24 protein-coding genes are annotated in these 22,534 nt (G+C 51.5%); 3 read left to right on the forward strand and 21 right to left on the reverse strand.

The features are described 5' to 3' along the window. The first annotated feature begins 78 nt into the window (after nt 1-78). Nucleotides 79-1,170 (forward strand): hypothetical protein, encoded by a 1,092-nt coding sequence (locus tag NST44_RS21630; protein ID WP_340900577.1) that lies wholly within the window; start codon nt 79-81, stop codon nt 1,168-1,170. Nucleotides 1,171-1,215: 45 nt separating this feature from the next. On the opposite strand, the gene NST44_RS21635 is transcribed toward NST44_RS21630, so the two are convergent. The 8 genes from NST44_RS21635 to NST44_RS21670 all read right to left on the reverse strand — a co-directional run bounded on the left by NST44_RS21635 (nt 1,216) and on the right by NST44_RS21670 (nt 9,302). Continuing rightward, nucleotides 1,216-1,563 (reverse strand): hypothetical protein, encoded by a 348-nt coding sequence (locus NST44_RS21635; protein ID WP_144878955.1) that lies wholly within the window; start codon nt 1,561-1,563, stop codon nt 1,216-1,218. Between the two features lie 306 nt (nt 1,564-1,869). Next, nucleotides 1,870-2,664 carry an SDR family NAD(P)-dependent oxidoreductase gene (locus NST44_RS21640; protein ID WP_340900578.1) on the reverse strand — a complete coding sequence of 265 codons (795 nt, stop codon included), beginning with the start codon at nt 2,662-2,664 and terminating at the stop codon, nt 1,870-1,872. 128 nt (nt 2,665-2,792) lie between these two features. Then, the gene (locus NST44_RS21645; protein WP_340900580.1) at nt 2,793-3,800 is read right to left on the reverse strand and encodes an AraC family transcriptional regulator; all 1,008 of its coding nucleotides are present in this window, start codon (nt 3,798-3,800) and stop codon (nt 2,793-2,795) included. A 300-nt stretch (nt 3,801-4,100) separates the two neighbouring features. Then, nucleotides 4,101-5,519 (reverse strand): phosphomannomutase/phosphoglucomutase, encoded by a 1,419-nt coding sequence (locus NST44_RS21650; protein ID WP_028404267.1) that lies wholly within the window; start codon nt 5,517-5,519, stop codon nt 4,101-4,103. An 84-nt stretch (nt 5,520-5,603) separates the two neighbouring features. Further along, entirely contained in the window at nt 5,604-6,644 is a 1,041-nt protein-coding gene (locus tag NST44_RS21655) for a glycosyl transferase (protein ID WP_340900582.1), read from the reverse strand. Then, nucleotides 6,619-7,779 (reverse strand): glycosyltransferase family 4 protein, encoded by a 1,161-nt coding sequence (locus NST44_RS21660; RefSeq protein ID WP_340900584.1) that lies wholly within the window; start codon nt 7,777-7,779, stop codon nt 6,619-6,621. Before NST44_RS21660 ends, NST44_RS21655 begins: the two co-directional genes overlap by 26 nt. Next, nucleotides 7,776-8,816 carry an NDP-sugar synthase gene (locus NST44_RS21665; protein WP_340900585.1) on the reverse strand — a complete coding sequence of 347 codons (1,041 nt, stop codon included), beginning with the start codon at nt 8,814-8,816 and terminating at the stop codon, nt 7,776-7,778. Before NST44_RS21665 ends, NST44_RS21660 begins: the two co-directional genes overlap by 4 nt. A 381-nt stretch (nt 8,817-9,197) precedes the next feature. Continuing rightward, entirely contained in the window at nt 9,198-9,302 is a 105-nt protein-coding gene (locus NST44_RS21670) for a DUF6254 family protein (RefSeq protein WP_222119631.1), read from the reverse strand. Between the two features lie 238 nt (nt 9,303-9,540). On the opposite strand from NST44_RS21670, the gene NST44_RS21675 reads away from it, so the two are divergent. Continuing rightward, entirely contained in the window at nt 9,541-9,945 is a 405-nt protein-coding gene (locus tag NST44_RS21675) for a FixH family protein (protein ID WP_340900587.1), read from the forward strand. 17 nt (nt 9,946-9,962) lie between these two features. On the opposite strand, the gene NST44_RS21680 is transcribed toward NST44_RS21675, so the two are convergent. The 9 genes from NST44_RS21680 to NST44_RS21720 form a co-directional block, all read right to left on the reverse strand. Then, entirely contained in the window at nt 9,963-10,601 is a 639-nt protein-coding gene (locus tag NST44_RS21680) for a sulfite exporter TauE/SafE family protein (RefSeq protein ID WP_445670729.1), read from the reverse strand. 313 nt (nt 10,602-10,914) lie between these two features. Further along, nucleotides 10,915-11,568 (reverse strand): response regulator, encoded by a 654-nt coding sequence (locus NST44_RS21685; RefSeq protein ID WP_007131333.1) that lies wholly within the window; start codon nt 11,566-11,568, stop codon nt 10,915-10,917. Between the two features lies 1 nt (nt 11,569). Then, complete coding sequence (locus tag NST44_RS21690) at nt 11,570-12,400, reverse strand: sensor histidine kinase (RefSeq protein ID WP_340900592.1); 831 nt, start codon at nt 12,398-12,400, stop codon at nt 11,570-11,572. Nucleotides 12,401-12,462: 62 nt separating this feature from the next. Continuing rightward, a complete protein-coding gene (locus NST44_RS21695; protein WP_007131331.1) occupies nt 12,463-12,978 on the reverse strand; it encodes a redoxin domain-containing protein in 516 nt (171 codons plus the stop codon). Nucleotides 12,979-13,127: 149 nt separating this feature from the next. Further along, entirely contained in the window at nt 13,128-13,862 is a 735-nt protein-coding gene (locus NST44_RS21700) for an ABC transporter ATP-binding protein (RefSeq protein ID WP_028404260.1), read from the reverse strand. Then, nucleotides 13,855-14,676, reverse strand: coding sequence for an ABC transporter permease (locus NST44_RS21705; protein WP_007131329.1), 822 nt, complete (start codon nt 14,674-14,676; stop codon nt 13,855-13,857). The genes NST44_RS21700 and NST44_RS21705 overlap by 8 nt, the downstream gene beginning before the upstream one ends. Then, nucleotides 14,673-15,278: a nitrous oxide reductase accessory protein NosL gene (locus NST44_RS21710; RefSeq protein WP_007131328.1), complete on the reverse strand. Its 606-nt coding sequence runs from the start codon at nt 15,276-15,278 to the stop codon at nt 14,673-14,675. Before NST44_RS21710 ends, NST44_RS21705 begins: the two co-directional genes overlap by 4 nt. Continuing rightward, the gene (locus NST44_RS21715) at nt 15,275-16,603 is read right to left on the reverse strand and encodes a right-handed parallel beta-helix repeat-containing protein (protein ID WP_007131327.1); all 1,329 of its coding nucleotides are present in this window, start codon (nt 16,601-16,603) and stop codon (nt 15,275-15,277) included. The genes NST44_RS21710 and NST44_RS21715 overlap by 4 nt, the downstream gene beginning before the upstream one ends. Then, nucleotides 16,600-16,971 carry a hypothetical protein gene (locus NST44_RS21720; protein WP_007131326.1) on the reverse strand — a complete coding sequence of 124 codons (372 nt, stop codon included), beginning with the start codon at nt 16,969-16,971 and terminating at the stop codon, nt 16,600-16,602. Before NST44_RS21720 ends, NST44_RS21715 begins: the two co-directional genes overlap by 4 nt. Before the next feature lie 241 nt (nt 16,972-17,212). Here NST44_RS21720 and NST44_RS21725 point away from each other — a divergent pair, with 241 nt between their 5' ends. Then, nucleotides 17,213-17,845 (forward strand): SCO family protein, encoded by a 633-nt coding sequence (locus NST44_RS21725; protein ID WP_007131325.1) that lies wholly within the window; start codon nt 17,213-17,215, stop codon nt 17,843-17,845. 102 nt (nt 17,846-17,947) lie between these two features. Here the strand turns inward: NST44_RS21725 and NST44_RS21730 are convergent, their stop codons facing one another. From NST44_RS21730 to cydD, 4 genes are all read right to left on the reverse strand, one after another. Continuing rightward, nucleotides 17,948-18,394, reverse strand: a complete 447-nt coding sequence (locus NST44_RS21730) for a disulfide oxidoreductase (protein WP_007131324.1) — start codon at nt 18,392-18,394, stop codon at nt 17,948-17,950. 22 nt (nt 18,395-18,416) lie between these two features. Further along, nucleotides 18,417-18,740, reverse strand: a complete 324-nt coding sequence (locus NST44_RS21735) for a c-type cytochrome (protein ID WP_007131323.1) — start codon at nt 18,738-18,740, stop codon at nt 18,417-18,419. Nucleotides 18,741-18,987: 247 nt separating this feature from the next. Next, nucleotides 18,988-20,709, reverse strand: a complete 1,722-nt coding sequence (cydC, locus tag NST44_RS21740; protein ID WP_007131322.1) for a thiol reductant ABC exporter subunit CydC — start codon at nt 20,707-20,709, stop codon at nt 18,988-18,990. Next, a complete protein-coding gene (gene cydD, locus NST44_RS21745) occupies nt 20,706-22,529 on the reverse strand; it encodes a thiol reductant ABC exporter subunit CydD (protein WP_007131321.1) in 1,824 nt (607 codons plus the stop codon). Before cydD ends, cydC begins: the two co-directional genes overlap by 4 nt. Nucleotides 22,530-22,534 lie beyond the last annotated feature (5 nt).

Below are 22,534 nucleotides of genomic sequence, written 5' to 3' on the forward strand. Positions count from 1 at the left end.
GAAGTTGTGTTCCCGTTTACCTCATGTTTACCCAGGCTTCTTATACTTACGGTAATGATGTATAAGGAGGCGTGATCTATGAATCCCGCAAATGAAAAGAACGTATCCTCAGCCTTGCCGGATCAATCGGAAGCATCTACGCTGCATTGGTGGAAGCGTTGGCCGGATTGGGTCCCTTACGCGACGATCATTTGGACGCTCGCTTACGGCGTGCTCGGACTATATTGGTGGGCAGGAGGCCAGGGCTTTCCGCTAGGCTTGGTTAATGATCCGGGTGCGGCTCACTCCCTGTTCCGGCAGGCTGCAGCCGCTAACGGCGGATTGCTCATCGCTTGCCTGTGTTTACTTGGAGCCATGGCCATGCTCTTATTGAATCGGAAAGCCCGCGGGATAACCCGAGCAATCATGCTGTTATACGCTTGGAGCGCAGCCATGGTCCTGTGCTTTGCGATCCCGGATCCACGCGCCCTGATAGGTATGGCTTATGCCCCAGTATCTTTGATCGGAGCCGTATTCGGACAGTCATTACACTATCTCGATTTCTTCACATGGCCGGTCGTAAACCAATATATCTGTCTCATCGGCGGTTTGTTATGGGCCGCAACCGCTTTGACATACCAGCGCCACACCCGCGATGCTTGCAGGTATTGCGGACGAAACAAGGGTCATACGTTACGGCGGATGAACGCAGTGACTCGTTTGGGAAGATGGGCAACCTATGCAGCGATTCTAGCCCCACTATATTATGATATCACTCGCATAGCTTGGCTGTTTGGAGTTCCTTTTGGAATCACCGATGAAATGCTGTACAGCCTGCAGGCTTCAGGCGCGGATTGGGCCGGTGCCGGACTTGCCTTGGTCTCGATCGGAGGTGCCTTTCTCACGCATGGACTCATCAAGCCTTGGGGGGAGAGCTTCCCCCGTTGGTTCCCAATCTTGGGTGGTCGACGCGTCCCTCCTGCCTTAGCCGTCATTCCTGCCGGATTCGTGGCGATCCTCTTAACGGTTACCGGCATTCAAGTCATTCTTGAGTTTACGATGAGCGGTGATTTTCAAAATTGGGGAGGCACAACGCCGCTTCTACTTATGCCAGTTTGGGGGATTGCTCTGGGGACAGCAACCATTTGCTACTATTACCGGAGGCAAGAGCAATGCCGTCAATGCGCATGATACGGAGTTCACGTAATTTAGGCTTCTCAGTCGGCACTTCTCCTACTACGATAGCTTCCAGGCAGGAATCAGCGAATGGAATTGGAAGAAGAAACTGACCATAACGTGAATCAGCGTATATAATGCTAAAATAATCAAATACGTAATGAGCCATATCCGGAACGGCTGTTTCATAAATAGAAACAATAACAGCATTCCGACCGGGAATGGAATAAGCACAATCAACCAGATTGGCAGCCCGATTGCCTCAGCAAGAGCACCCAAAGAAACTACGGATGCGCCTATGGCTAGAGCTTGCCAGAGATGTATGCCCTTCGTAACCAAGCGGCTGCCGAAGAAATAGGATATGGACGTAAGTAATACGGCTATAATGAAACTGACAACAAATTGCATGCATCTTCACCTTTCGGGCGATATTTAAAGTAGTATACCAGTCGAATGTTAATAAAAGTGCAGCTTTTTGTAAAATATGGTGATTTCGAGATTTAACCTTGAATCGGGATTCACATGATACAATAAAAAAAACCGCGAATACGCCGCATCGCATATGCGTTTGTCTTGGTTAGGTATATACGCCAAATGAAAAACCCTCCATTCAAAAGATGGAGGGTTTTCGGGCATGCATCCTATAGTATAACATCATTTTCGCCAGTTGGGGACAGCTGCATGTCATGTTTGTATATCGAAGTGCAGGTTACGTTAAAAGATCGTCGGCACCATTCCCCCATCCATGCGTATGGGCGAACCCTTAAACGCGGATGCATAGGGGCTGCATATAAAAGCCGTTAACCGGCCTATTTCAAACGGTCTGATAAACCGCTGAATTTCAGATTGGGGCAGGTTTGATGCCATAAAGGCTTTCTCTTTTTCCGAGAAAGGCATATCTTCATCGTTGTATATGCCCTCAATGATCTGCTGTACATTTTCGGATAGCGTCGGTCCGGGCATGATCGTGTTAACGGTAACCTCTGTTCCTTTCGTCAATTTCGACAAGCTTTTGGCTAAAGACAACAGCATGGATTTTGTCACGCCATACTGCGGCATTTGGCCAGAAGGCATAACGGCCTCTTCACTCGCAATAAAGATAATGCGTCCATACTGATTCTCCAGCATGCTGGGCATATAGAATTTCGTCAGGGCATTTGCTGCAAGGACATTCGTAGAAATGTACTTTTCCCATATAGCGTCATCTATATCTTCATACTGCATGATTTCATAAATTCCCATGCTGTTTACTAAAATATCGACGTTCGGGAACTTTTCGAATAATGCTTCGCGCTGTGCCCGGTCTACCAGATCGGCTGCCGCATTTTGAGGCGAGGTCTCCGGGAATGCCGACTTGAGTTCATGGACCGTCCGTTCTACTTCTTCGGCGTTTCTGCCGTTAATGAATACGTGAGCCCCTTCCTTGGCAAGCTCAAAGGCAATGGCTTTGCCGATCCCTTTGGTGGATCCCGTGACTAAAGCCGTTTTATTGGTTAATCCCATTTCCATCCTACATTTCTCCTTATGTTTGCTAGACTATGGTCGTACTGAGGATAGAATTAGGATACCTTGTTTTGCGCATTTGGTAACTAGTTTAAGGCGCCAAAGTTCTTGCAGTACACGCCAAAATCTTTTGCTCAGGAAGCCGAATGGACAGAACGCCAATTGGTTGGGGTATCCCCTTCCCATTGACGGAAAGCCCGGTAGAACGAATTCAAGTCTTCGTATCCAAGCAGAAAAGCGATTTCTTTCGTATCCAGCGAGGGATCCGTCAAGTATTCGCATGCTTGCTCATGTCTAGCCTCTGTCAGCAGCCGCTTGAAGCTTGTATTCTCGTCAGTGAGCCTGCGCTGCAGGGTACGGCCGCTCATTCCGAGCTCCCTGGCAATAGGCAAAATATCTGGTCGTCCTCCTGCCAGGCTTCTTTTCATGATCCATTTGACTTTATCGGCTATCGACGGGTCTAACTGCCGATCATGGAGCGATTGGTCCAGAGCGGGAGTCAGGATCTCAAGCAAATCTTCGTTGAACGACATAAAAGGAAGATCCAAGTCCTTCTGATGCAGCGTCAAGCGGTTGCGCTTGCCTCCAAACCGGATGCGGCAGCCAAAGTATGCCTCGAGGGCCTCTGCATTGCCAACGGACTCCGATAACTCAAGCGAATGTGCCGACACATGCTGACCGGTTCCCCGGCGGCCAAACTCCAGTAGACATGCAAGCGTGATGCCAAGCAGAATCGGCGGACCAGGCTCTTCCGTCTCCAGCCAATCCAAGTCCATCGTGCAGTACCCGCCCTCCTCGCTCATGCGTAATCTTCCAGGAGGGCACAGCCGCTTGTACCGGACCATTCGGTTAAGGGCATCCCTATAGTCACGGGCATGGTAAGTCGCTAAGACGGAGGGCGGGTACTTCGCCGTTTCAAAAGCCGTCGCTAGCTTGATGATTCCTTGTGCAGGATCACCTATAAGATCGGTATACGCCTTCCAAATTGAATAATATTGGGTGGCAGTTACCTCGGATTCATTGATGATCGTCAGCGGAAGCCGCGCTTTTCGTACGATGTCTTGATCAGCGAGCCCTAATTGACGAATGCCGGACCAAAAGCCTGGCGGCATTTTAATGCGGTCGGAGGTATGAGACTTCATACGCAGGTAGCCTCCTTTAATATTTACACAATGATTATGTTTGTCTGATGTCTGACAAAGGGTTACTTACTATAGTACCTCCCGAATCTTGCGATGTAACTAGCAGAAACTTACATTGAATCATCAAATACGGCCATATCTTTGAAGAACGTCCAACAAGAACACGATATCCTGCACTAAAAAAATTCATGTCGCTTCCTTTAAATGGCGCTGCAATACTCCATCTAGTCCCCAATAGAAACCCTTCCTTATCAAAAAAAGAAGCTCCGCGGCATGATCGCCGCAGAAGCTTCCTCGTGCTTACCAATGAATTTGCAATCCCGGCGCAGCCTCGCGGAGCGCTTGTTCCAGGCGGGCTTTGACTTCATGTAAGTCTGCCTCGGTATCGGCCTCTGCCCGAAGCACCAGGATCGGCTGGGTGTTCGAGCTGCGAACCAGCCCCCAGCCGTTCGGAAACAGCACGCGTACGCCGTCTACGTCGATCAGCTCGTGCTTCCCGTCAAAATGGTTCTTCACTTTATGAATGATCTGTTGTTTCGCATCGTCGTCACATGGAACCCTCGTTTCAGGGGTCGCGCAATATCTTGGCACGTCGGAGAATAATTCGGACAGCGGGCGCGAATCCCGGCTCAATATCCGCAACAGTCGTCCAGCGGCATACAGCGCGTCGTCAAATCCGTAGTATTCATCGCGGAAGAATAAATGCCCGGACATTTCGCCGGTAAACGGCACATCCAATTTGCGCATGCTCGCTTTAATGTGGGAGTGGCCTGTGCGATGGAAGACCGGCTCGCCGCCCAGCTTCTCGATCTCCTCGACCAGCGCTTTCGAGCATTTGACTTCCACCAGCGCTTTGCAGCCCGGATATTTCGGCAGGACTTCACGCCAGAACTGGATCATCAGCTGATCGCCCCATAAAATGCCGCCCTGTTCGTCCACCACCCCAAGGCGGTCGCCGTCCCCGTCGAAGGCGATGCCGATGTCGGCTCTTTCTTTCTTCACGACGTCGATCAGGTCCCGCAAATTTTTCGGCTCTACCGGATCCGGATGATGATTCGGGAAATCCGGATCCGATTTGCAATACAGCTCTACCACATCGCACCCCCAGCGTCGAAGCGCCTTGGGGGCAAATGGCGACGGCGTACCGTTGCCGCAATCGACCACGACTTTAAGCTTCCGGCCGTTCAGCCGGATTTTGTCTGCCAGCATGTCCAAATAAGGCTCCTCGACGCTTTCGCATCGCAGACCTTCTTCGTCATAATCGAAACCGGACGGCAGCTTGCCTTCGGCTGCCAAGCCAAGCATGCGGCTGCGCAGCTTCTGGATTTCTTCTCCATAAATCGTCGTATAGTCCATGGCGATTTTAAATCCGTTTTCGTCGCCGGGGTTATGGCTGGCCGTAATCATGATGCCGCTTGGCTCTTGATAATGGTGCATGGCATAGTAGAACATCGGCGTTGTCACTTCGCCGATATCAATCGCCTCGCATCCGGATTGCTGCAAGCCGGCAATCAGGGCCCGGTGAAAATCCGGGGATGATTTCCGGTTGTCGTGGCCGACAATGGCCTTATTCAAGCCGGCCGTCTTCAAGGTTTCGCCGAAAGCTCTCCCCAGCCAATAGCAAAAAGGGAGGTCAATGTCTTCATACGCTTTGCCGCGAATATCATATTCGCGGAATACATGGGAGGGGATGGAAGCCCCCCCTTCAAGGGTTGGCATCCCCTGCTCCTGCAGTTCTTTGGTCAAAGGCATCGTTGTCCACCTCTTTTTGTATGATGTCTATTGGATAATGGCGAATTGCGCTTAATGTTTTATCCATTCTTCGTAAATAGCTTCGGTCATCAAGTAAGAGATGACGGCTTCCGCCCCGCAGTTTATATTCGGTCCGTCGGCGCTCAAGCCGTCGCAGCAGCTGCCGTCCCGCTCGTTAATCATTGGGGCTCCGAGATCGTTGCCGCCGTAAAACCAATTGCGGCACTTCGTGACGGCCGATTTATATTTGTGCATGTTCGTCAGCTCATAGGCCTTGGCAGACGCTAACGCCAGCTTCATGACATCGATCGGCTGCTGGTCCCACAAAGCCCGATACCCCTGGCGGCACCACCCTTGACTGCCTACCGGCCGGATCTGTCCCGCTTCGTTTTGCGACAAACCGATTAGGAAGTCAAGGGAACTCAAAGCGATGTCAAGCAAGTCCGTCCGGTTCAACATTTCATGAGCCCACAGCATCCCCCATGGCAGCACGGCATTGCTGTAAGTGATCTCCGATTCAAACCAAGACCAGCCTGGAGCCGAATTCCGACGATAGAGGGCAGCCAGACGTTCCGCAAGCTCTTGGATATGGGAGGTCAGATCGATATCATATCCGGCACGCTGCAGCATGCCGAGTGCGGCGATGCTGTAAGCCCATCCCCGCGGATACCGCAAATGGTCAACCTGCGGCAGCGCTTTTTGAAAGATCGATTCAGCAACCATCGCAAACGAAGGGGCGGGTGCTGCTGTCATTGCCTTCGCACAAGCCCAAAGGCAGCGTCCAAGGCAATCGTCGGAAGGCATTTCCGGCTCCTTGCTCCGGTCATAGGCAAAATTGTTATGAAAATGACCATCTTCCTTTTGCGCCCACAGCAAAAAGGCGATATAGATCTCGGCTAACCGCTCAAGTTGTTGTTGGTCTTCAGGACGCCCATGCTTGAACCATTCGAGACAAACCCATAACGCACGGGCCTGGTCGTCCGTGCTGTATCCTTCGTTGCGCCGGGGGATCGTCCCGAACCCGTGCTCGAGTATGCCGGTATCATCGGTCATCTTGATCAGATGGTCAAACCGAACGGATCGCCTTTCCATGTCTCCCCACCTCGGTAAACAGAAGGTTGTACTCATGCCCGACGCTTGGCCAATGCATCGTTTGCCCCAGCCGCTTCATTTTCCGGACGACATCTTGATGCATCACGTCGTTGGTCAGCAGCGACACGATCCGTTCCCGCCATAACGCCTCGTCATCAGCAGGAATCAGCAGCTCGGGTTCATCGGCGAGCAAATCCTGTGCATAGCAGTACGGAGTCGAAACCACTGGCCGTCCCAAGCCGACCGCATAGGCAAGCGTTCCGCTGGTGATCTGCTCCATGCCCGGATACGGTGTCACGTAAACATCGCATGCCGTAATATGGCGCACCAGATCGTTCTCCTCCATGTAACGGTCGATCATGACGACATTGTCACCGATCCCGCTGTCAGCGATCATGGCCGTCAGCTCTTCGCGGTACTTCTCTCCTTCCCATTTCTTGACCTCCGGATGCGTTTGGCCGACGATGGCATATAACACTTGAGGCACCTTTTTAACAATTTCAGGCAAAATCCTCAGGATCAATTCAATTCCTTTTCCGCGGCTCAGCAGCCCGAACGTCATCAGCACCTTGCGATCGGCCCAATCCAGCTGCTCCCGGAATGCCTGCCGCCGCTCCGAATCGGGCTCGGGCGTACCGTGCGGTATAAAGACGATTTTCTCCTCCGGAATGCCGAACGAGCGATTTAAATAAGATATCGCTTTGCGGTTCATCACGACGATCCGGTCGCTTCGCTCGGCGATTTCCCGCTGAATGCTTGCGTACGGTTCACGGGGCAACTCAAACACCGTATGAAACGTAGTCACCAGCGGTTTTTTCAGATTGCGTATGAAACGCAAGATGTGCCGGCCGGCCTCGCCGCCAAATATCCCGAACTCGTGCTGGAGAGAGATGACCTCGATTTCGGACTGGTTGATTCTGTACGCCATCTTCTCATAATCGTTCTCGCAATCGCGACGCAGCAGCCACAGCAGCGGATCCTGCAGGCCATCGGTTTCCCCATCGTGGAGCACGATGACGGGATCCTTCGCTTTCCACTCCTTCACTGCATGGACCGCCTGGCGCAAATGAAAAGTGAACGTGGCCAGGCCGCATTTCTTCGGAACGTAAGTACTGATATAAGCCACCCGGGTCATGCTTGCATCACTCCCAGTCGGTTCATTACGGCTTCATGCAAAATATGTCTTGGGCCGAGCTCGAGATTGTAACCGAATATGCAGTTGTTTAAGTACGCTCCCTCGTTTACCCGGCAGCCGTCCCACAGGATCGTTTCCGATAGCCGGACGTTCGGGCCGATCGTGCACTTGTTGCCGAGCACCACATGAGGCCCGATGACGGCCCGCGCTCCGATTCGTACGTGATCTCCGATCAATACCGGCGGAACGAGGAGGACGCCGGCTCCGATTTTAGAGCCCTTGCCGATCCAGATGCCTTGATCCTGGACGTGTCCGGGAATTTGGATCCGGCTCTGTCCCGTTAAGAGATCCCAGTGAATTTTGCGGTATCTGTCTTTGGTGCCCATATCCGCCCAATAGCCTTGAATCGTCGTACCGAAGACTCCCATATTTTCGCGGATGAGATGTGGAAACGTTTCGCGTTCAATGGAGACCTCCCGATCGGACGGAATCGCTGCGAGCACGCTTTTATCCATGATGTAAATACCTGCGTTGATCTGTCTCGAAGGGGCCTCGTCCAAGCGGGGCTTCTCCACAAAACGCAAGATGCGCCCCGTATCGTCCTGCTCAACGACCCCGTACGCGCTAGGGTCCTCAACCTCCGTCAGACCGATCGTTACCTTTCCTCCGTGAGATCGATGGAAATCCAGCAGCGGCTTCAGTTCAATATCGTGGACGATATCCGCATTCATGGCAATAAATTGTTCATCGAGTAAAGCCTCGGCATTCTTGATCGCCCCGGCAGTCCCCAGCAGCTTATCTTCAAGCGTATACTGGATCGACACGCCCAGCCGGCGGCCGTCGCCGAAATGGTTTTTTATTTTTTCGGGATGATGCTTAAGGGCGATAACGAAACGGTGAACGCCTTGTTCCTTCAGATGAAGAATGAGATGTTCCAGCCACGGACGATTCAGAATCGGTGCCATCGGCTTCGGCATGTTCTCCGTCATCGGTCTAAGTCGGGTTCCCAATCCACCGGCAAGTAACAGTACATTCATCTTCGAAATCCTCCTGTTCCCAAAAAATGATTCGACAAACAAGCTTACGCCAGCTTTGGACACTGACGCTAATATTGTATCGGCTTCCCTCCTTCGCCCTTGATTTGTTAGCACTCTATAATGTCGAGTGCTGATAATATAGTATTTTATGGAATAGTTCTTTGAATCTTCAAGTTGATCAGGACATAATGTCTCGCATTCCGCCTGAAATCAAAGCATAAAATCCACTTTTTTCTTTTGAAATCTCATGATTTCTTTGTTTTTGGCCATGAATCGATTATGAATATAGTCGCAGGACCGCCCGTTTTCATAAAAAAGAGACTGCCGGCAAGTTAAAACCTAACCGACAGTCCTTTACTTCCAAGCAGTATACTCCTCATCCTATTCGCCGGACAATTCCTTGAGCGATCTGATTTTTCCATGGGGGTGCTGTGCTTGCTTACGCGACTTCCAGGCAGCTTCTTTCCTTCTCTTCTGGTGAGCCATGTCAGTCTTCCTCCTTCGGAAATCGAGAATGTATACCACTTACATAGGTTTTCAATATTAAGCCTTGTTCATTCATGCGCCTAGGGACAAGAGCATAGATAATGGAGATAGTCCCTTTTGCTTCTGTTATCTTATGTATGCTTTATCTGCACTCCAGCACAAATTCCGGCATTTTCTGCATGTCAGATACATATAACATCAGTAATTAACGTTATGAATTATAGGAAGAAGGCGAAGCATGAAAGCGAGATGGATCATCCTGTTGTTGTTTGGTTTTATGCTCTTGTTCATTTTGTTTCGTCTAGTGGAAGACCATCCATCAACAGAGGCTCTTTATATCGATGATCAAATCCGCATGCAAATAACACCGGTTGATTCATCAGCGGTATCGATGCAGGAGACCACCTTTGAGCTGCAAATTGACGAGTTATCCGGAATACCCGTAACAGGCGCGGATTTCGATTTGAACATTACCATGCCGGATATGTTTTGCGGGGTTTTTCCTGCTTCCATTGAGGAGATTCAACCCGGGGTATATCATGCGACAGTGGTGCCCGTCATGCGCGGGAAATGGCAAGCCGAAGCCGAATTACAGTGGAAGGAGCGGTATGTCAAAGTCAGCACCGTTTTTAAGGTTCATTAAAGAGAAAAAGCCCCCCATCACCATAGCCAAGGGTGCACGGAAGGTATCCAGCCATTCGCACTTAGACCTTTCAGAATGCACAGCAACCCCATCAAGACGGCCAGATATCCGCCGATCCTGCGCATCGCCCTGCGCCATCTTTTCGTAAGGCTTCCCGCAGACATCGCCGTCAGAAGCAAGACCGGAAACGTCGATATGCCGAACACCAGCATAATCAGCGAACCTTCTGCTGCGGTTCCCGAGGCGGCAGCATTCATGTGCATTGCATAAGTCAAGCCGCATGGCAAAAAGCCCAGCAGAATCCCAGTCAAAAAGGTTGCAACAATTTCATAACGTTGTCCGAGCTGCTGCAGCTTCGACTGAACGCGAGAATTTTTATATGGATGCGTGCGAAACATCGGGAGCGTATACCGACGAAAGGTCCATAACAAGATCAGCAAGCCGCCAATGATGCTGGCCGCAGATTGGAGCCCGACGAATCCGGCTGCAGTATCCAGAAAAGAGCCGACCAAGCCCATAAAACCGCCGATTGCCGCGTAAGTTGCTACTCTCCCTGCGTTATATGCGAGGATCAAAGCCATTGGCGAGCCTTGTGCGCGAAGTGCAACCGACGACACGATGCCTCCGCACATCGCGAAACAATGCGGTGCACCCATCAATCCGGTAAGGGCAACGAGCGCCAAGCTGTTTCCTGCTGTATCCAAGACGATTACTCCCTTCTGAAAACTGCCTCATGCTTCACATTGCTGCTGGTACCTCCATTGCGACTTAAACGCTGATCGGATAAGCCGGCATGAATTGGGAGATACCTGTTCATTATATGAAGCCGATTGAAGGATAAGAATGTCTCAGGTTAGAAAGCTGCGGCGCAAGTATAGCAGCCTATCGCCAATCGTTATTCCATCAAAGCCTGCTACATCTTTGCTACTTCATTGTTAACTTGCACTTCATTGCTGGTTCGTTGCTGCTTCATTGCTGCTTCTTGCCTACCAAGCCTTGTTCATAAGCATAACGCGCAATCTGAACCCGATTGGCCAAGTGCAGCTTTTGAAGGATGTTCTTCAGGTGATTTTTCACCGTATGCTCTGAAATGCTTAGATCGCCTGAAATTTCCTTATTGCTCATTCCCTCGGCAACGAGCACTAGAATTTCATGCTCCCGCTCAGTTAAAGGATGATCTTGAACCTCGTCCGCACGCTTCGGGGACATTTCCTTGAGGATTCGAAACGCCAGCTCGCGCGTTACCGGCGCTTCATCGATGGCGACTGCTCTTAAATATTCGTGCCACGCTTCAGGCTCCATATTTTTCAACAAATAGCCCTGGGCGCCCTTCTTAAGCGCATCGAATAAATGCGCAATATCGTCGGATACCGTAACCATAACGACCTTGATATAGGGGAAGGCTTCTTTAAGCTTCTTCGTTGCTTCCAAGCCGCCCATTCCCGGCATTTGAATATCCATCAGCACCAGGTCCGGCATCCAATATTCACTTAAGGTAATGGCTTCTTCTCCGCTGCTTCCTTCCGCCACGACTTCAAAGACAGGATCGCTTTCCAGGATCATTCGGATCCCTTCTCTGGCCATCCCGTTATCATCGATAATTAACACCCGGAATTTTGACATTTCAATATGCCCCCTTTCGAACGATTACCAGCGTGTCCCCATCTTTACGTTCCAGGCTGAAATGCCAGGACATCGTCTTGGCACGGTCGCGCATCATTTGGATCCCGTATCGATTACGGATCATCATATTATCTGGGTTAAAGCCTTTGCCGTCATCCGCGACCTGGCACATCCACCCCGATTCTGTTGGTCGCGCTTCGATTCGGACTTGCTTCGCCTCCGCATGCTTATGAATGTTAAGCAGCGCTTCGCGGATGATTGCGAATAACTCCACTCGCTCTTTGGAAGACAGCATCGTTTCCGGAATGCGCCAATTCGTCTCAATTTCCAGAGCGGTTTCCTGCTGCAGCTCATCGATCAAGCTCTCAATGCCTTGCAGCCACGGATTTTTATCCGCATCGGCATCATGCCTCAAATTGGCGATGGCTTGTCTGACATAATCATTGGTGCGATGAACACTCTCCTTCAATTTATGAAGCGGAAGTCCGTCTGCTTGATTCATGCGGTCCATTTGCGAGATCTGCGCGTTCAAAAAGAACAGGGATTGCGCGATGCCGTCATGAAGCTCCCTTGCGATTTTCTCTCGTTCCTCCAGCACGGCGCGGATCGCTTTTGCACGATTAAGCTCCTCTTGATTATGTTCGATCATGGCAAATAATTTAGTCAAGAACAGCAAGGATACGAGCAGCACAATGACCGGGGCAAGCCAGTTTCCAAGCTCCATCGAAATATACGGCAGCAGAAACTCATGCCGGACATACTCCCAGACCCCGATCGTCAGGGTAGGAATCGTAAGAATCAGCCATTTGTTTTGTTTATAGGTCACAATCATTCTCCCCTCTAGCTGATTGATGCATGGATCCATTATATTGCATTGGGAACCTTTAGCGAATGTTAATCGTCTTGCCTGATCCGATTCATCAGGAATATGATGTCTTCCATCTCTGTCAGCTCCCCTTCGTGTCGTTCCACCAAAGTCCCGTCTTCATCAATGATGATCGTAAGTGGCATTCCGACCAATTGATACTTTTGTTTAATGTTCATCTCGGAGTCCAATACGATCGGAAATTCGAGGTCATACCGGTCAGCAAAATGCTGCACCGTTTCTTTGCCCTCCCCCACGTTGATCGCCAGCATGTCCACGCCTGTTAACTTATGAGCCTCGTTAAGAAGCGGCAGTTCGTTGACGCACGGATTGCACCAGGAGGCCCAGAAATTCAGGACAACGCCCTTCCCTTTGTAATCGGCAAGACGGATTTCTGTCCCCTCCAGATCCACGGCTGAGAACTCCGGCGCTGCTTCTCCTGGAATAGCAAGAACCTGCGGATCACCCAAAAAACGTGACACGGCATACACGCCTCCGATTAGGACAACCATCAATAGCATATACTGAATCATTCTGCGGATCACCCTGTTCATCTCCTTGCTCACAAATTAGGCATACATGTTGGCCGTTAAGCTCTTAAATAATAGCCTGACGGGCGGCTTGAACGCCGGCCACCGCCTCACCTAAAGTGAAACAAGACAGCGGCCCGCCTGCGGACTCGCTGCCTGCTTCGCTATTTCGGGCTTCCTCCGTTTATCCCAAACAACTCCCGGAATGCTCTGCGCATCCCCTCAGCTCCATATGTTTGTCGAAGCTCTCCCGTATTCCCGTCCAGCACCACATTCCCATCCCTTAAAAAAACGATCCGATCCGCCAAAGCTTCGGCAATTTCCAATTGGTGCGTGGAGAAGAGGATAGTCTGGCCTTCGGCGACTGCCTGGCGAACGAGCATGACGAACGTATCCATCCAGTAAGGATCAAGGCCATTCGTCGGTTCATCCATAATGACGAGCAGCGGCCGTGCCATTATCGCTTGCGCGAACAATACCCGCTGTCTCATGCCCTTAGAGAAGGAGGCCACGGATTTGCTGCCGGTATCCGAGAGACCAACCATCGATAACGCTTCCCGTGCACGGGCTTGCCCGAGTCCGCGAAGCCGGGCCCAGAACAGCATGGTCTCCAGTGCCGTTAATCCTGGACTAAAGCGATAATCATCCGGCATATAACCGATGTGCCGGGCATATTCCCGCCGATTGTCCCGGCATGTCTGCCCGTTGACGGTGATAACACCCTTCGTCGGGTGCAAGATTCCCGCCAGCATCCGCAGCAAGGTGCTTTTTCCAGCTCCGTTGCCTCCGCACAAAGCGACCGCTTCGCCGTGAGCGACCTTCAAATTCAATTCTTCAATGACAACCTTTCCCTTAAATGCCTTATGAACCGCATCGAATCGTACGAGCTGATCACCCACGACCTCTTCCCCTTTCCCATAAACCATAAGCAGCGGCAAGAGCAGCACCTATCCATACGAGCATCACACCCGCAAAAACGGGCGTGCCCCAGGGTGAACGGATCCATATCATCCATTTGTAATATTCAGGTCCCAGCGTCGAGCCTCCTCCTAACTTGACGACGGTAAACAAACGCGTCAATTCAGCCGGATTCAGAAAAGTAAGTGTTGTTATCGCCGGCTTAATCCAGAGATATGGCATCATGCCCAGCATAGCAATGAGGAGCGAAGGCCATGCGATGACGGTGAAGAACCAGACGCCTACCGCTATCGTTAAAGCCTGCCAGCGGTTGCGGGCGAGCGTACCGATCAACATGGCAATGCCGAGATAAAACAGAGATAACCCGATTGAGAAGCCCAGCAGCTGCTTGTACGTTAAAAAATCAAAACCGCTGCCGAGAAGCCAGCCTGCCGACCCGGACAGCCCGAATCCGAAGGCGACGATGGAGAGCAGCACTGCAGACAGCCCGATATATTTTCCTGCCAGAAACGGCCAAGTGCCAAGCGGATACGTCGATAGCAGCTCCCAGTTGCCCTCTTCCTTCTCGCCGGTTAAGGAGAATGAGCCCAGCATCAGGGCCATCAAGGGGAGCAAGTACAACGCCAGGTTTAACATGGTTCCGCTGGTGCCGGAAAATCCGCTCACACCCCCTTGGGTATGTATGATTAGCAAACTGAGCATGAATACTGCGAAAAGAGCCATGAATGAATATGCCCAAGGGTTGCGAAACCCGATGTTCATCTCGCGTATAGCGACGTATTTCATGTCTTTCATGAGCCATGGCCTCCGGATGCGGGAGGTTCAGGAGGTGTCGAATGCCCTTCTTGATGCGCTGGAGGATCATGATCCGCAGCTTCATCTTGTTCCTCAACAGGCGGGTGACCATGATCATGTATCCCTTCCATATCCATCATGTCGCGATTGACCTCCCACGAATGATCACGGAGCTCATCGGCCGTCATCAGCTTCCCCGTACCTTGTTCTTCAATATAAGCTTTGGCGTCTTCTTCCTTCTCAAATGACAAAATCCCGTAAGCCATCGGCGTTTTGTAGGAAGGATCATAAGCATAGTAAGCCTTCTCGTAACGAAGCCATTGCTTGCTGTTGTAATCCCGGACGAAGGCGGCTCCGATCGTATCGGTCCCATTCTCGATCTTCCATGTGTTCAAACAACCGATATCATCGAATTTAAGCGATTGACCGTCTTTGGTTACGATTTGAGTCGCATATTGATCATCTTTAACCGCCATCTTGCAGATCACGCATACATCCGTTTCCTCGTTAATGGCTTGCGGTTTATAAGCTTCTCCCCCGCAAGCGGATAGAAGCAGCAGCAATGCTGCGAGGATCGCATTCAATTTCATTCCTTTACTCATGACATTCGTCTCCTCATCCAAAAAAATAGTGTCCCGGTACATCCTAATAACACGAGTCCGGCTATCCCTGTAAGGGTTCTCCCTTCCGCATCCCCGATCTGGTTTTCACTCATAGGAGGCGTCATTAACGGAGCAGCATCCGTAGTCCAGCGATCCCGGTCACTTTGATAGAGCCCTTCGAGGAACACCATCCCCGGGGATTGGAAGAACAATTGGAACGCCGGGCGTTTTTTCGTCAGTTCCTGAAACAACGGGTTAATCGCGTATGAAATATCGCTGTTCCCGTCTCCATTTGCATCGATGCCTCGGAAATTGTCCCAATAGTTTTCGATGATCCTATTGTCCTCGCTGCTCCGTGCCTGGGCGTCCGCAACATTGCCGGTAAACCGGTTGTGGGCGATGGAATTGGAGCTGGAGTCCAGAAGCTGGATCCCCACAAAATTGTAACGAACCTCGTTATTCTCCAATCGGTTGCCCGTCGACAGCTCAACATACAGGCCGACCCGATTACCATCAACCGTATTGTCTGCCAGAACCGAATCATGCGTGTCATACAGCAAGATCCCTTGCGAATTCACGTTTTCGCTTTGCTTGGAGAACGAGTTCCCGATAACGGATACTTGCCTGGCCGTCATCACCATGGCACCGGTCACATTCAAGCTGCCTTCGTTTCGTTCGATGACCGTTCGATTCGTGTACATGCAATGGATTCCATACCGGGAACGTTCAATCCGGTTTCCGGTTACACGCGTATCATCGCTGTTTTCCATATAGATGCCGTCATGAACATCTCGAATCGTATTGTCCATGAACCTCCAGCGATGCCCATTGAACACATCCACGCCATTCCCTTTGTCCGCCAGTCGCACGCCTTCAGCCGCCCAATCGATCGTAGTATTCGTCACCAAGCCTTCATCCGCGTCACGGACCGCAATTCCATCCCCGCCAGTCCGAATGTAGAGGCCGTTCAAGACAGCTCGATGACCTCTGACGAGCACCGTTGGCGTTTCCTTAACCATTCCGTCGGTAATATGGAGTCCGGCAACCGTTGTGCCGTCAGCATCGATCGATAGGGCAGGAAGCTGACTTCTATTAATTAATTCGACGTTCCCTTCCCCCTCCGTCCGTATCGTTAACGGCTTGTTAACGACAACCGGTCCCTGGTATGTGCCAGGCTTCAGCACTAGCGTGGCCCCCGGATTGGCCTGGTCCACGATCTCTTGAAGGCCCATCAGCTCGTCCTCCGCCCGGGCCGGACTTCCGTGCATCATCGCCAATACAACCAATAGTGCGAGAAGAGCCCATTTGTTGATTGACCTTGTCATTTGACCTCGACCTGCTTCTTCTTCGTGATATGGATATCGTCCTCGTACAAGTGAATATAGACGGTATAAACGCCCTTGCCCGGGAAGGTGAATGCTCCGCTGAATACGCCATCCCCTTCATGAATCGCATCCATAAGCACCGGCTCATCTCCAATCCGCACATCGAAAGTTGCCCGTGCCGTGTCCGATACCTTCATTCCGGTAACCGTTACTTTCATATCCGCCTGGCTTCCTGCGATGACGGTCTCCGGATTTGTCGTCAGCTCCGCTTGAACAGCTTCCAAATCAACAGGTTCTTCGCTCGAACAAGCTATCATCGTTCCGATAAGCGATAGAACCAACACGAGCGAAACGATCCTTTGCTTCATATGCTTACTTCCCTCCCTCTCCTGTACCGATGTAATATCCCAGATTGTAGCAAGTTCAATCGTTCGCTCCTATAACTCATAAGAGCTATTTCCATAGTTGAACATCGACACATTTGTGTCGGGAAAGGAAAGGGCTTTATTCCAGAGGGGATTCCATGGCTCTAAGGAGTCATGGTAAGGCAGCACCATTTTCAGTACAATTGAAACCGTTATTTACCAAAGAATATGGAGGATAAACGGAATGTCACGAGCTCGCAAATCTTCAATGCGCCGATATGTTATGGCAATCATCATTCTCTGTATCGCTGCTGTGGGTTACTTGGTGCTGCAATCCTCGTTCCGTTCGGATTCGCTTCCGGTCAAAATGGAATCCCCTGGATTCGCATTAACTGATCTTGAAGGTGAAACCGTAACGGACAAGGATTTCGACGGGAAGATCCGCCTAACCTCATTTATCTTCACACGATGCCCGGACATTTGTCCTGCGACAACCGCGAATATGGTCGCGCTTCAGGCAGAGCTTCAAGAACAGGGACGTTTTGGGAACGGCGTTGAGTTTGTGTCGATCACGTTCGACCCGAATAACGATACGCCTGAGGTGCTGCGGCAATATGCGGATCGAATGGGAATCGATCAGAGCGGCTGGACCTTGCTTCGTGGAGAAGAACATGAGGTGAAGGAGCTTGCTTCCCAGTACAATTTTTCGATCGTACGCCTGGATGACGGCTTGTTTGCGCACTCCGTCACATCACTGCTATTGATTGACGGCCAGCAGCGTGTACGCCGTATTTACCGAATGGGTGAAGATATGGAGAATGATCAGATTTTGGCCGATATCCAGACCTTATTAAAAGAACAGCAGCGGAAATCCTAATCCGGCTGCTGTTCTTGTTCATTTCAGGCAATATCGCGCTGTTCATGTCCACGCGCCATGAGGAGAAGCTTCCTCCAAGGATTGATATTTCCTCAAGGGATCCTAGACATGCGCATCCGCTTCTTCATTGCCTTGTTCTTGTTTCTGCGCGCGCACGGCCAGCCCAAGTGCTGCAGCGATCAGCAGAAATGCCGCGAGTGCCAGCATCGGAATGGTCAGCCACCCGAACCAATTCAAGTAGTCGTCCAGGCAAGACACCGGCCCGCATGCGGCGGCATCTGACGAACGCGGAAGCTTTTGAATGATGATATGATAAGTTGATATGCCTCCGCCAATGACAATCAGGGGCAGGATGTAAGGAATAATAAATGTCTGCTGCCTGTAAGCCGCGATACCCAAGAGAATGACTAATGGATACATGAAAATCCTTTGATACCAGCATAAGACGCATGGCGTGAAATGCCATACTTCGCTAAGAAACAAACTGCCGCTTGTGGCGACGGCCGCAACCAGCCATGCGAATAATAACCATGCTCCCGACTTATTCATTGATTATCGTGTCAACTCCCTTCTATTGATGTTCGGCCAGCCATGCGGAAATGGATGCAAGCTCCTTCTCACTCAGCCTTTTTCCGAAAGCCGGCATGCCGCCTATTCCATCCGAAATAATCGCGGCGATCTCTTCCTCGGTAAGACGGCTTCCCACAGCTTGCAAATTCGGACCGACTCTTCCCTCGAGCTGATCCCCGTGGCAGGACAAGCAGCGCTGTTTATACACAGCCGGGATCGGACTTTCCGTGTTTGCCGCCCCTTCGCCGCTCTTCTGGCCGCCGCAGGCTGTCAACAATCCTACGATCACCAATGTCAATAAGAGTCTAATACCGCTTCTTGACATGACGCCCCTCCTTCAAACTCATCTTAAATCCGTTGCATTAACCTTCTCATTGTCTCTCGATTGGTCATCGTTTTAAATGGCTCCTTCGGGCTATGGTTTTAAGGACGTTAGCCTTCAATGGAGGCACCTTTGTGAATTTTTCGATTGAAGGAAAGATGGCGTGCCAGACAAAAAAGCTGTCGAGACTTTCTCGACAGCCAAGGTCTGAACTATCAGTGTTGTACGATTGGTGATTCGTATTCTATCTTTACGCCTCGTCAATCATTTGCCGCTCAATGAGCTTCATCTCATAAAAATATCCCTTTTGTTCCATCAGCTCCGTATAAGTTCCCGCTTCAACAACCCTCCCTTGGTCCAAAACAACAATCCGGTCCATTTTCTCCAAACCGGTCAGCCGATGGCAAATCAGCAGGAGGGTATCATCGGCAGCTTCCGTCAACAAATGCGAGAGAACACGCTGTTCCGTCACGTAATCCAGGGAAGACGTCGGTTCGTCCAGAAGCCATAAACGTCCCTTGCGCAGCATCACTCTGGCCAAGGCCAAGCGCTGTTTCTCCCCATCTGACAAATTCTCTCCTTTTTCATATACGGGATCATCAAGCGATTTGTTCGGAAGCAGCGCTTTCTCCAATACTGCCGCCAGCTCCTCGTCTGTATAGGATTCCTCGTCCAGCAGCAGGTTGTCCCGGATCGTCCCCCGGAAAAAATGGCTGTGCTGCAGCACCACATTCGACGCCTGCCAAATGCTCGCTTCATTCAGTTCTTGAACCGATATATCGTTCAATCGGATCAGGCCGCTTGTTGGCACGCGCAGCTTGAGCAGCAAATCGATGAGGGTTGATTTTCCTGAGCCGCTCGGACCGACAATCGCGGTCTTGGATCCCGGCGGAATAGACAGGGTAATGCCTTTCAGCGCAGGACGGCATTCATCTTCATACTGAAACGAAACACCGCACAGCTCGACTGATACGGCTTTATCGGTGGATAAAGCACCGCTTGGCTGGGGCTGCCGCCGATCAGCGTCAAGAACCGTTTCCGCCAGCCTATTGGCCGCATGCTCGCTATCCTGCTTATAAGCAGGAAGTGTGGCCATTGGGGCCGCCTCTTCAAATACAGTCAGCGAAGCCATGACCAGCATGGCGAGAAATACGCCGGCTAGCGAACCGTTCATGATGAATACCGCGCCAAGGACCAGCACTCCCCAGGAAATAAGATAGGCCACGAAAGCATGCAGCGATTGACCGCGCAGCAAGTGGCGCGCTGCCGCCTCCTGCTCGGCCGCCAATGCGGCGGAGGCATCCTGCAGAAGCTGCTCGCGCTTTTTCATTTGCCCGTATACTTTTAGATCGCGGTAACCATACAGCATTTCGGCCACTTCCGTGGACAGCTCGGCCCTTTTCTCGCGTACGCGCCCCTGTCTTCTACGCTGCCCCAGCAGCACGATTCCAGGAACCACAAAAGCCGTAATCAACATCCCCAGCACGAACAAACAGGCAATCCAGATCGAAAAGACGGAGGTGAATATTACCGTAGCCAGAAACACCATGACAACAATGACCGGAGGATAGGCGACGCGTAAAAAATAATGCTGCAGGCTTTCCACATCCCCAACGATTCGTGCAAGCAGGCCTCCGCTGCGGTTTCTGCCCAAAATGCCGGGGGTCAAAGGAATCAGCTTGGCAAAGAATGAGGTGCGCAGCCGGCTGAGCATCGAGAATGTCGCCCGATGGGAATACAAGCGCTCGGCGTAGCGGCTTGCCGCCCGCAGCAATCCAAGAATCTTCACGAGGGAGGTTAGGACGATCAAGGTATAGAGCGGCGGGGCAAATACGGTCTGGGAGATCAAATATCCGCTAGCGGAAAACAGGCTCACCCCCGCGATGCCTGCAATGAATCCGCCAACGATTGCGATGGCAATATCCTTCCGCTCCTGAATCATGGCTTTGGTTAGAATCGCCAGCTCACTCATGCAAATCCCCCTTTCCGCTGCGCATTGACCATTTCGGCATACTGGGGCAGCCGTGCAAGCAGCTCCTCATGGCTCCCGCTGTCCAGAAGCACTCCGTCGTCCATATACAATATCCGGTCGGCATGCCGGATCGTGTACAATCGGTGGGCTACGGTAATCATGGTTGCGCTGCCTGCCAGCTCGGCAATGGACCGCTGCAGAACGCGTTCGGTGTGCAAATCCAGTCCCACCGTAGGCTCGTCGAACAAAATAACCGCGGGCCGCTTTAAAAAAGCGCGCGCCAGCGCCAGCCTTTGCTTCTCGCCCCCTGATAACCCCCGGCCTCCTTCGCCGACTGGGGTGTCATAGCCTAACTCCAGTTCGTCTGCAACAACTGCAAGCCCGGCGGCCTTCGCCGCCTCCACCATTTCGCCCCGGGAGACTTCCCGGCTTGCGCCAATTGCAATGTTCTCGGCTAACGTACCGGCAAAAATATAGGGATGCTGCGTAATATAACTAACTTGGTCAAACCATAGAGCCTCGTCCATTTGCCAACGCGGGCGTCCGTTCACCAGCACTTCCCCCGACGTCGGCTTCAGCAGCCCGGCAAGAAGATGCAGCAAGGTGGTTTTGCCGGACCCGCTTTTTCCGACGATGGCGATCTGCTCCCCCGCTCCAAACGATATGGAGCCGACTGCAAGCTCGAACGAATCCGGTGCATACCGAAATCGGACATCTCTCAGCTCGATGATTGGCGGCATCCGAATCGAGCTCCGATCGGCAAACCCAGGAGTATCCGCTGGATCCATCTGCTCGGTCTGTTGCGTTTTGTCCATATTTTCGCCGCCATCCTGCCAATTCGTTAATGAAGCCTCGGTTTCACTTCTTTCCGCGAGCAGCTCCTCAACTTTACGAATTGCCCCCATGCTTGTACGCCCGCTGTGAAAAGCCGTTCCCGTGTTTTTTAACAGGCTGTAAAACTCAGGCACCAGCAGCAGGATCAAGAACGCGGTCTGAAAAGACAGCGATTTGAAAACGAGAAGCTGCAGGGCCAGCTCAAGCGCAACAATGCCTATGCTCAGCATGACGATGGACTCCAGCATGAAGGTGTTGGTAAACGCAATCCGCAGAATCCCCATCGTGGCATCGCGATAGCCTAAGCTGCTGCGTTCAATTGCCTGCTGCTGGAGGTGAGCCCGCCCGAACAGCTTGAGCGAAACCAGCCCTTGAAGGGAGTCTAGAAACGTGCCGGAGAATTCGGCCAGCTGCGCAAATTTCTCCTCCGATTTGTTCTTTGTTTGCAGCCCAACGAGAATCATAAATATCGGGATAAAAGGAGCTGTCGCTAGCATTATCAAGCCGGAATTCAAATGCTGAGCAAAAACCATAATCAAGATCAGGACAGGAATAACCGCTGCTTCCATCATTCGCGGCATATACTGGCTGAAGTAACTGTCCGCCTCATCCACGGCATCCAGCGCCACACTCACCTTGCCGCCCGTTTGCCCGCGAAGCGACATCGGCATCGAAGCATTGGACAGTTTACGAAGCACCGCTGCTCGCATGCTCGTTTTGGCACTGGAAGCCATTTGCAAGCCGATTCTCCCGTTTCCATACGACAGCAGCGTCCGCGCTGCCATCACGCCAATCAATGCACCAAGAATACCAGCAACCGACGCCAAGGACGATCTCTGAACAAAAATCCTCTCGACTGCTTCGGCGAGCAGCACCGCCTGGACTGTGATGGCTGCACCGAGCGCAAGCGACGTGAACCCTAAGAGGATAAGACGTTTCCTCTGTGCAGACATTTGTTCTGACAGCAGGCTGCTTTTCTTTTTCAAGTAAT

The sequence above is a fragment of the Paenibacillus sp. FSL W8-0919 genome (assembly GCF_038003785.1).
Lineage (GTDB): Bacteria > Bacillota > Bacilli > Paenibacillales > Paenibacillaceae > Paenibacillus_AQ > Paenibacillus_AQ lactis.

What these genes read in the sequence shown, in the direction of transcription:
- NST44_RS21630 (WP_340900577.1), top strand. Translation starts at nt 79, where the DNA reads ATGAATCCCGCAAATGAAAAGAACGTATCCTCAGCCTTGCCGGATCAA.
- NST44_RS21635 (WP_144878955.1), bottom strand. Translation starts at nt 1,563, where the DNA reads ATGCAATTTGTTGTCAGTTTCATTATAGCCGTATTACTTACGTCCATA.
- NST44_RS21640 (WP_340900578.1), bottom strand. Translation starts at nt 2,664, where the DNA reads ATGGAAATGGGATTAACCAATAAAACGGCTTTAGTCACGGGATCCACC.
- NST44_RS21645 (WP_340900580.1), bottom strand. Translation starts at nt 3,800, where the DNA reads ATGAAGTCTCATACCTCCGACCGCATTAAAATGCCGCCAGGCTTTTGG.
- NST44_RS21650 (WP_028404267.1), bottom strand. Translation starts at nt 5,519, where the DNA reads ATGCCAACCCTTGAAGGGGGGGCTTCCATCCCCTCCCATGTATTCCGC.
- NST44_RS21655 (WP_340900582.1), bottom strand. Translation starts at nt 6,644, where the DNA reads ATGGAAAGGCGATCCGTTCGGTTTGACCATCTGATCAAGATGACCGAT.
- NST44_RS21660 (WP_340900584.1), bottom strand. Translation starts at nt 7,779, where the DNA reads ATGACCCGGGTGGCTTATATCAGTACTTACGTTCCGAAGAAATGCGGC.
- NST44_RS21665 (WP_340900585.1), bottom strand. Translation starts at nt 8,816, where the DNA reads ATGAATGTACTGTTACTTGCCGGTGGATTGGGAACCCGACTTAGACCG.
- NST44_RS21670 (WP_222119631.1), bottom strand. Translation starts at nt 9,302, where the DNA reads ATGGCTCACCAGAAGAGAAGGAAAGAAGCTGCCTGGAAGTCGCGTAAG.
- NST44_RS21675 (WP_340900587.1), top strand. Translation starts at nt 9,541, where the DNA reads ATGAAAGCGAGATGGATCATCCTGTTGTTGTTTGGTTTTATGCTCTTG.
- NST44_RS21680 (WP_445670729.1), bottom strand. Translation starts at nt 10,601, where the DNA reads ATGGGTGCACCGCATTGTTTCGCGATGTGCGGAGGCATCGTGTCGTCG.
- NST44_RS21685 (WP_007131333.1), bottom strand. Translation starts at nt 11,568, where the DNA reads ATGTCAAAATTCCGGGTGTTAATTATCGATGATAACGGGATGGCCAGA.
- NST44_RS21690 (WP_340900592.1), bottom strand. Translation starts at nt 12,400, where the DNA reads ATGATTGTGACCTATAAACAAAACAAATGGCTGATTCTTACGATTCCT.
- NST44_RS21705 (WP_007131329.1), bottom strand. Translation starts at nt 14,676, where the DNA reads ATGAAAGACATGAAATACGTCGCTATACGCGAGATGAACATCGGGTTT.
- NST44_RS21710 (WP_007131328.1), bottom strand. Translation starts at nt 15,278, where the DNA reads ATGAGTAAAGGAATGAAATTGAATGCGATCCTCGCAGCATTGCTGCTG.
- NST44_RS21715 (WP_007131327.1), bottom strand. Translation starts at nt 16,603, where the DNA reads ATGACAAGGTCAATCAACAAATGGGCTCTTCTCGCACTATTGGTTGTA.
- NST44_RS21720 (WP_007131326.1), bottom strand. Translation starts at nt 16,971, where the DNA reads ATGAAGCAAAGGATCGTTTCGCTCGTGTTGGTTCTATCGCTTATCGGA.
- NST44_RS21725 (WP_007131325.1), top strand. Translation starts at nt 17,213, where the DNA reads ATGTCACGAGCTCGCAAATCTTCAATGCGCCGATATGTTATGGCAATC.
- NST44_RS21730 (WP_007131324.1), bottom strand. Translation starts at nt 18,394, where the DNA reads ATGAATAAGTCGGGAGCATGGTTATTATTCGCATGGCTGGTTGCGGCC.
- NST44_RS21735 (WP_007131323.1), bottom strand. Translation starts at nt 18,740, where the DNA reads ATGTCAAGAAGCGGTATTAGACTCTTATTGACATTGGTGATCGTAGGA.
- cydC (WP_007131322.1), bottom strand. Translation starts at nt 20,709, where the DNA reads ATGAGTGAGCTGGCGATTCTAACCAAAGCCATGATTCAGGAGCGGAAG.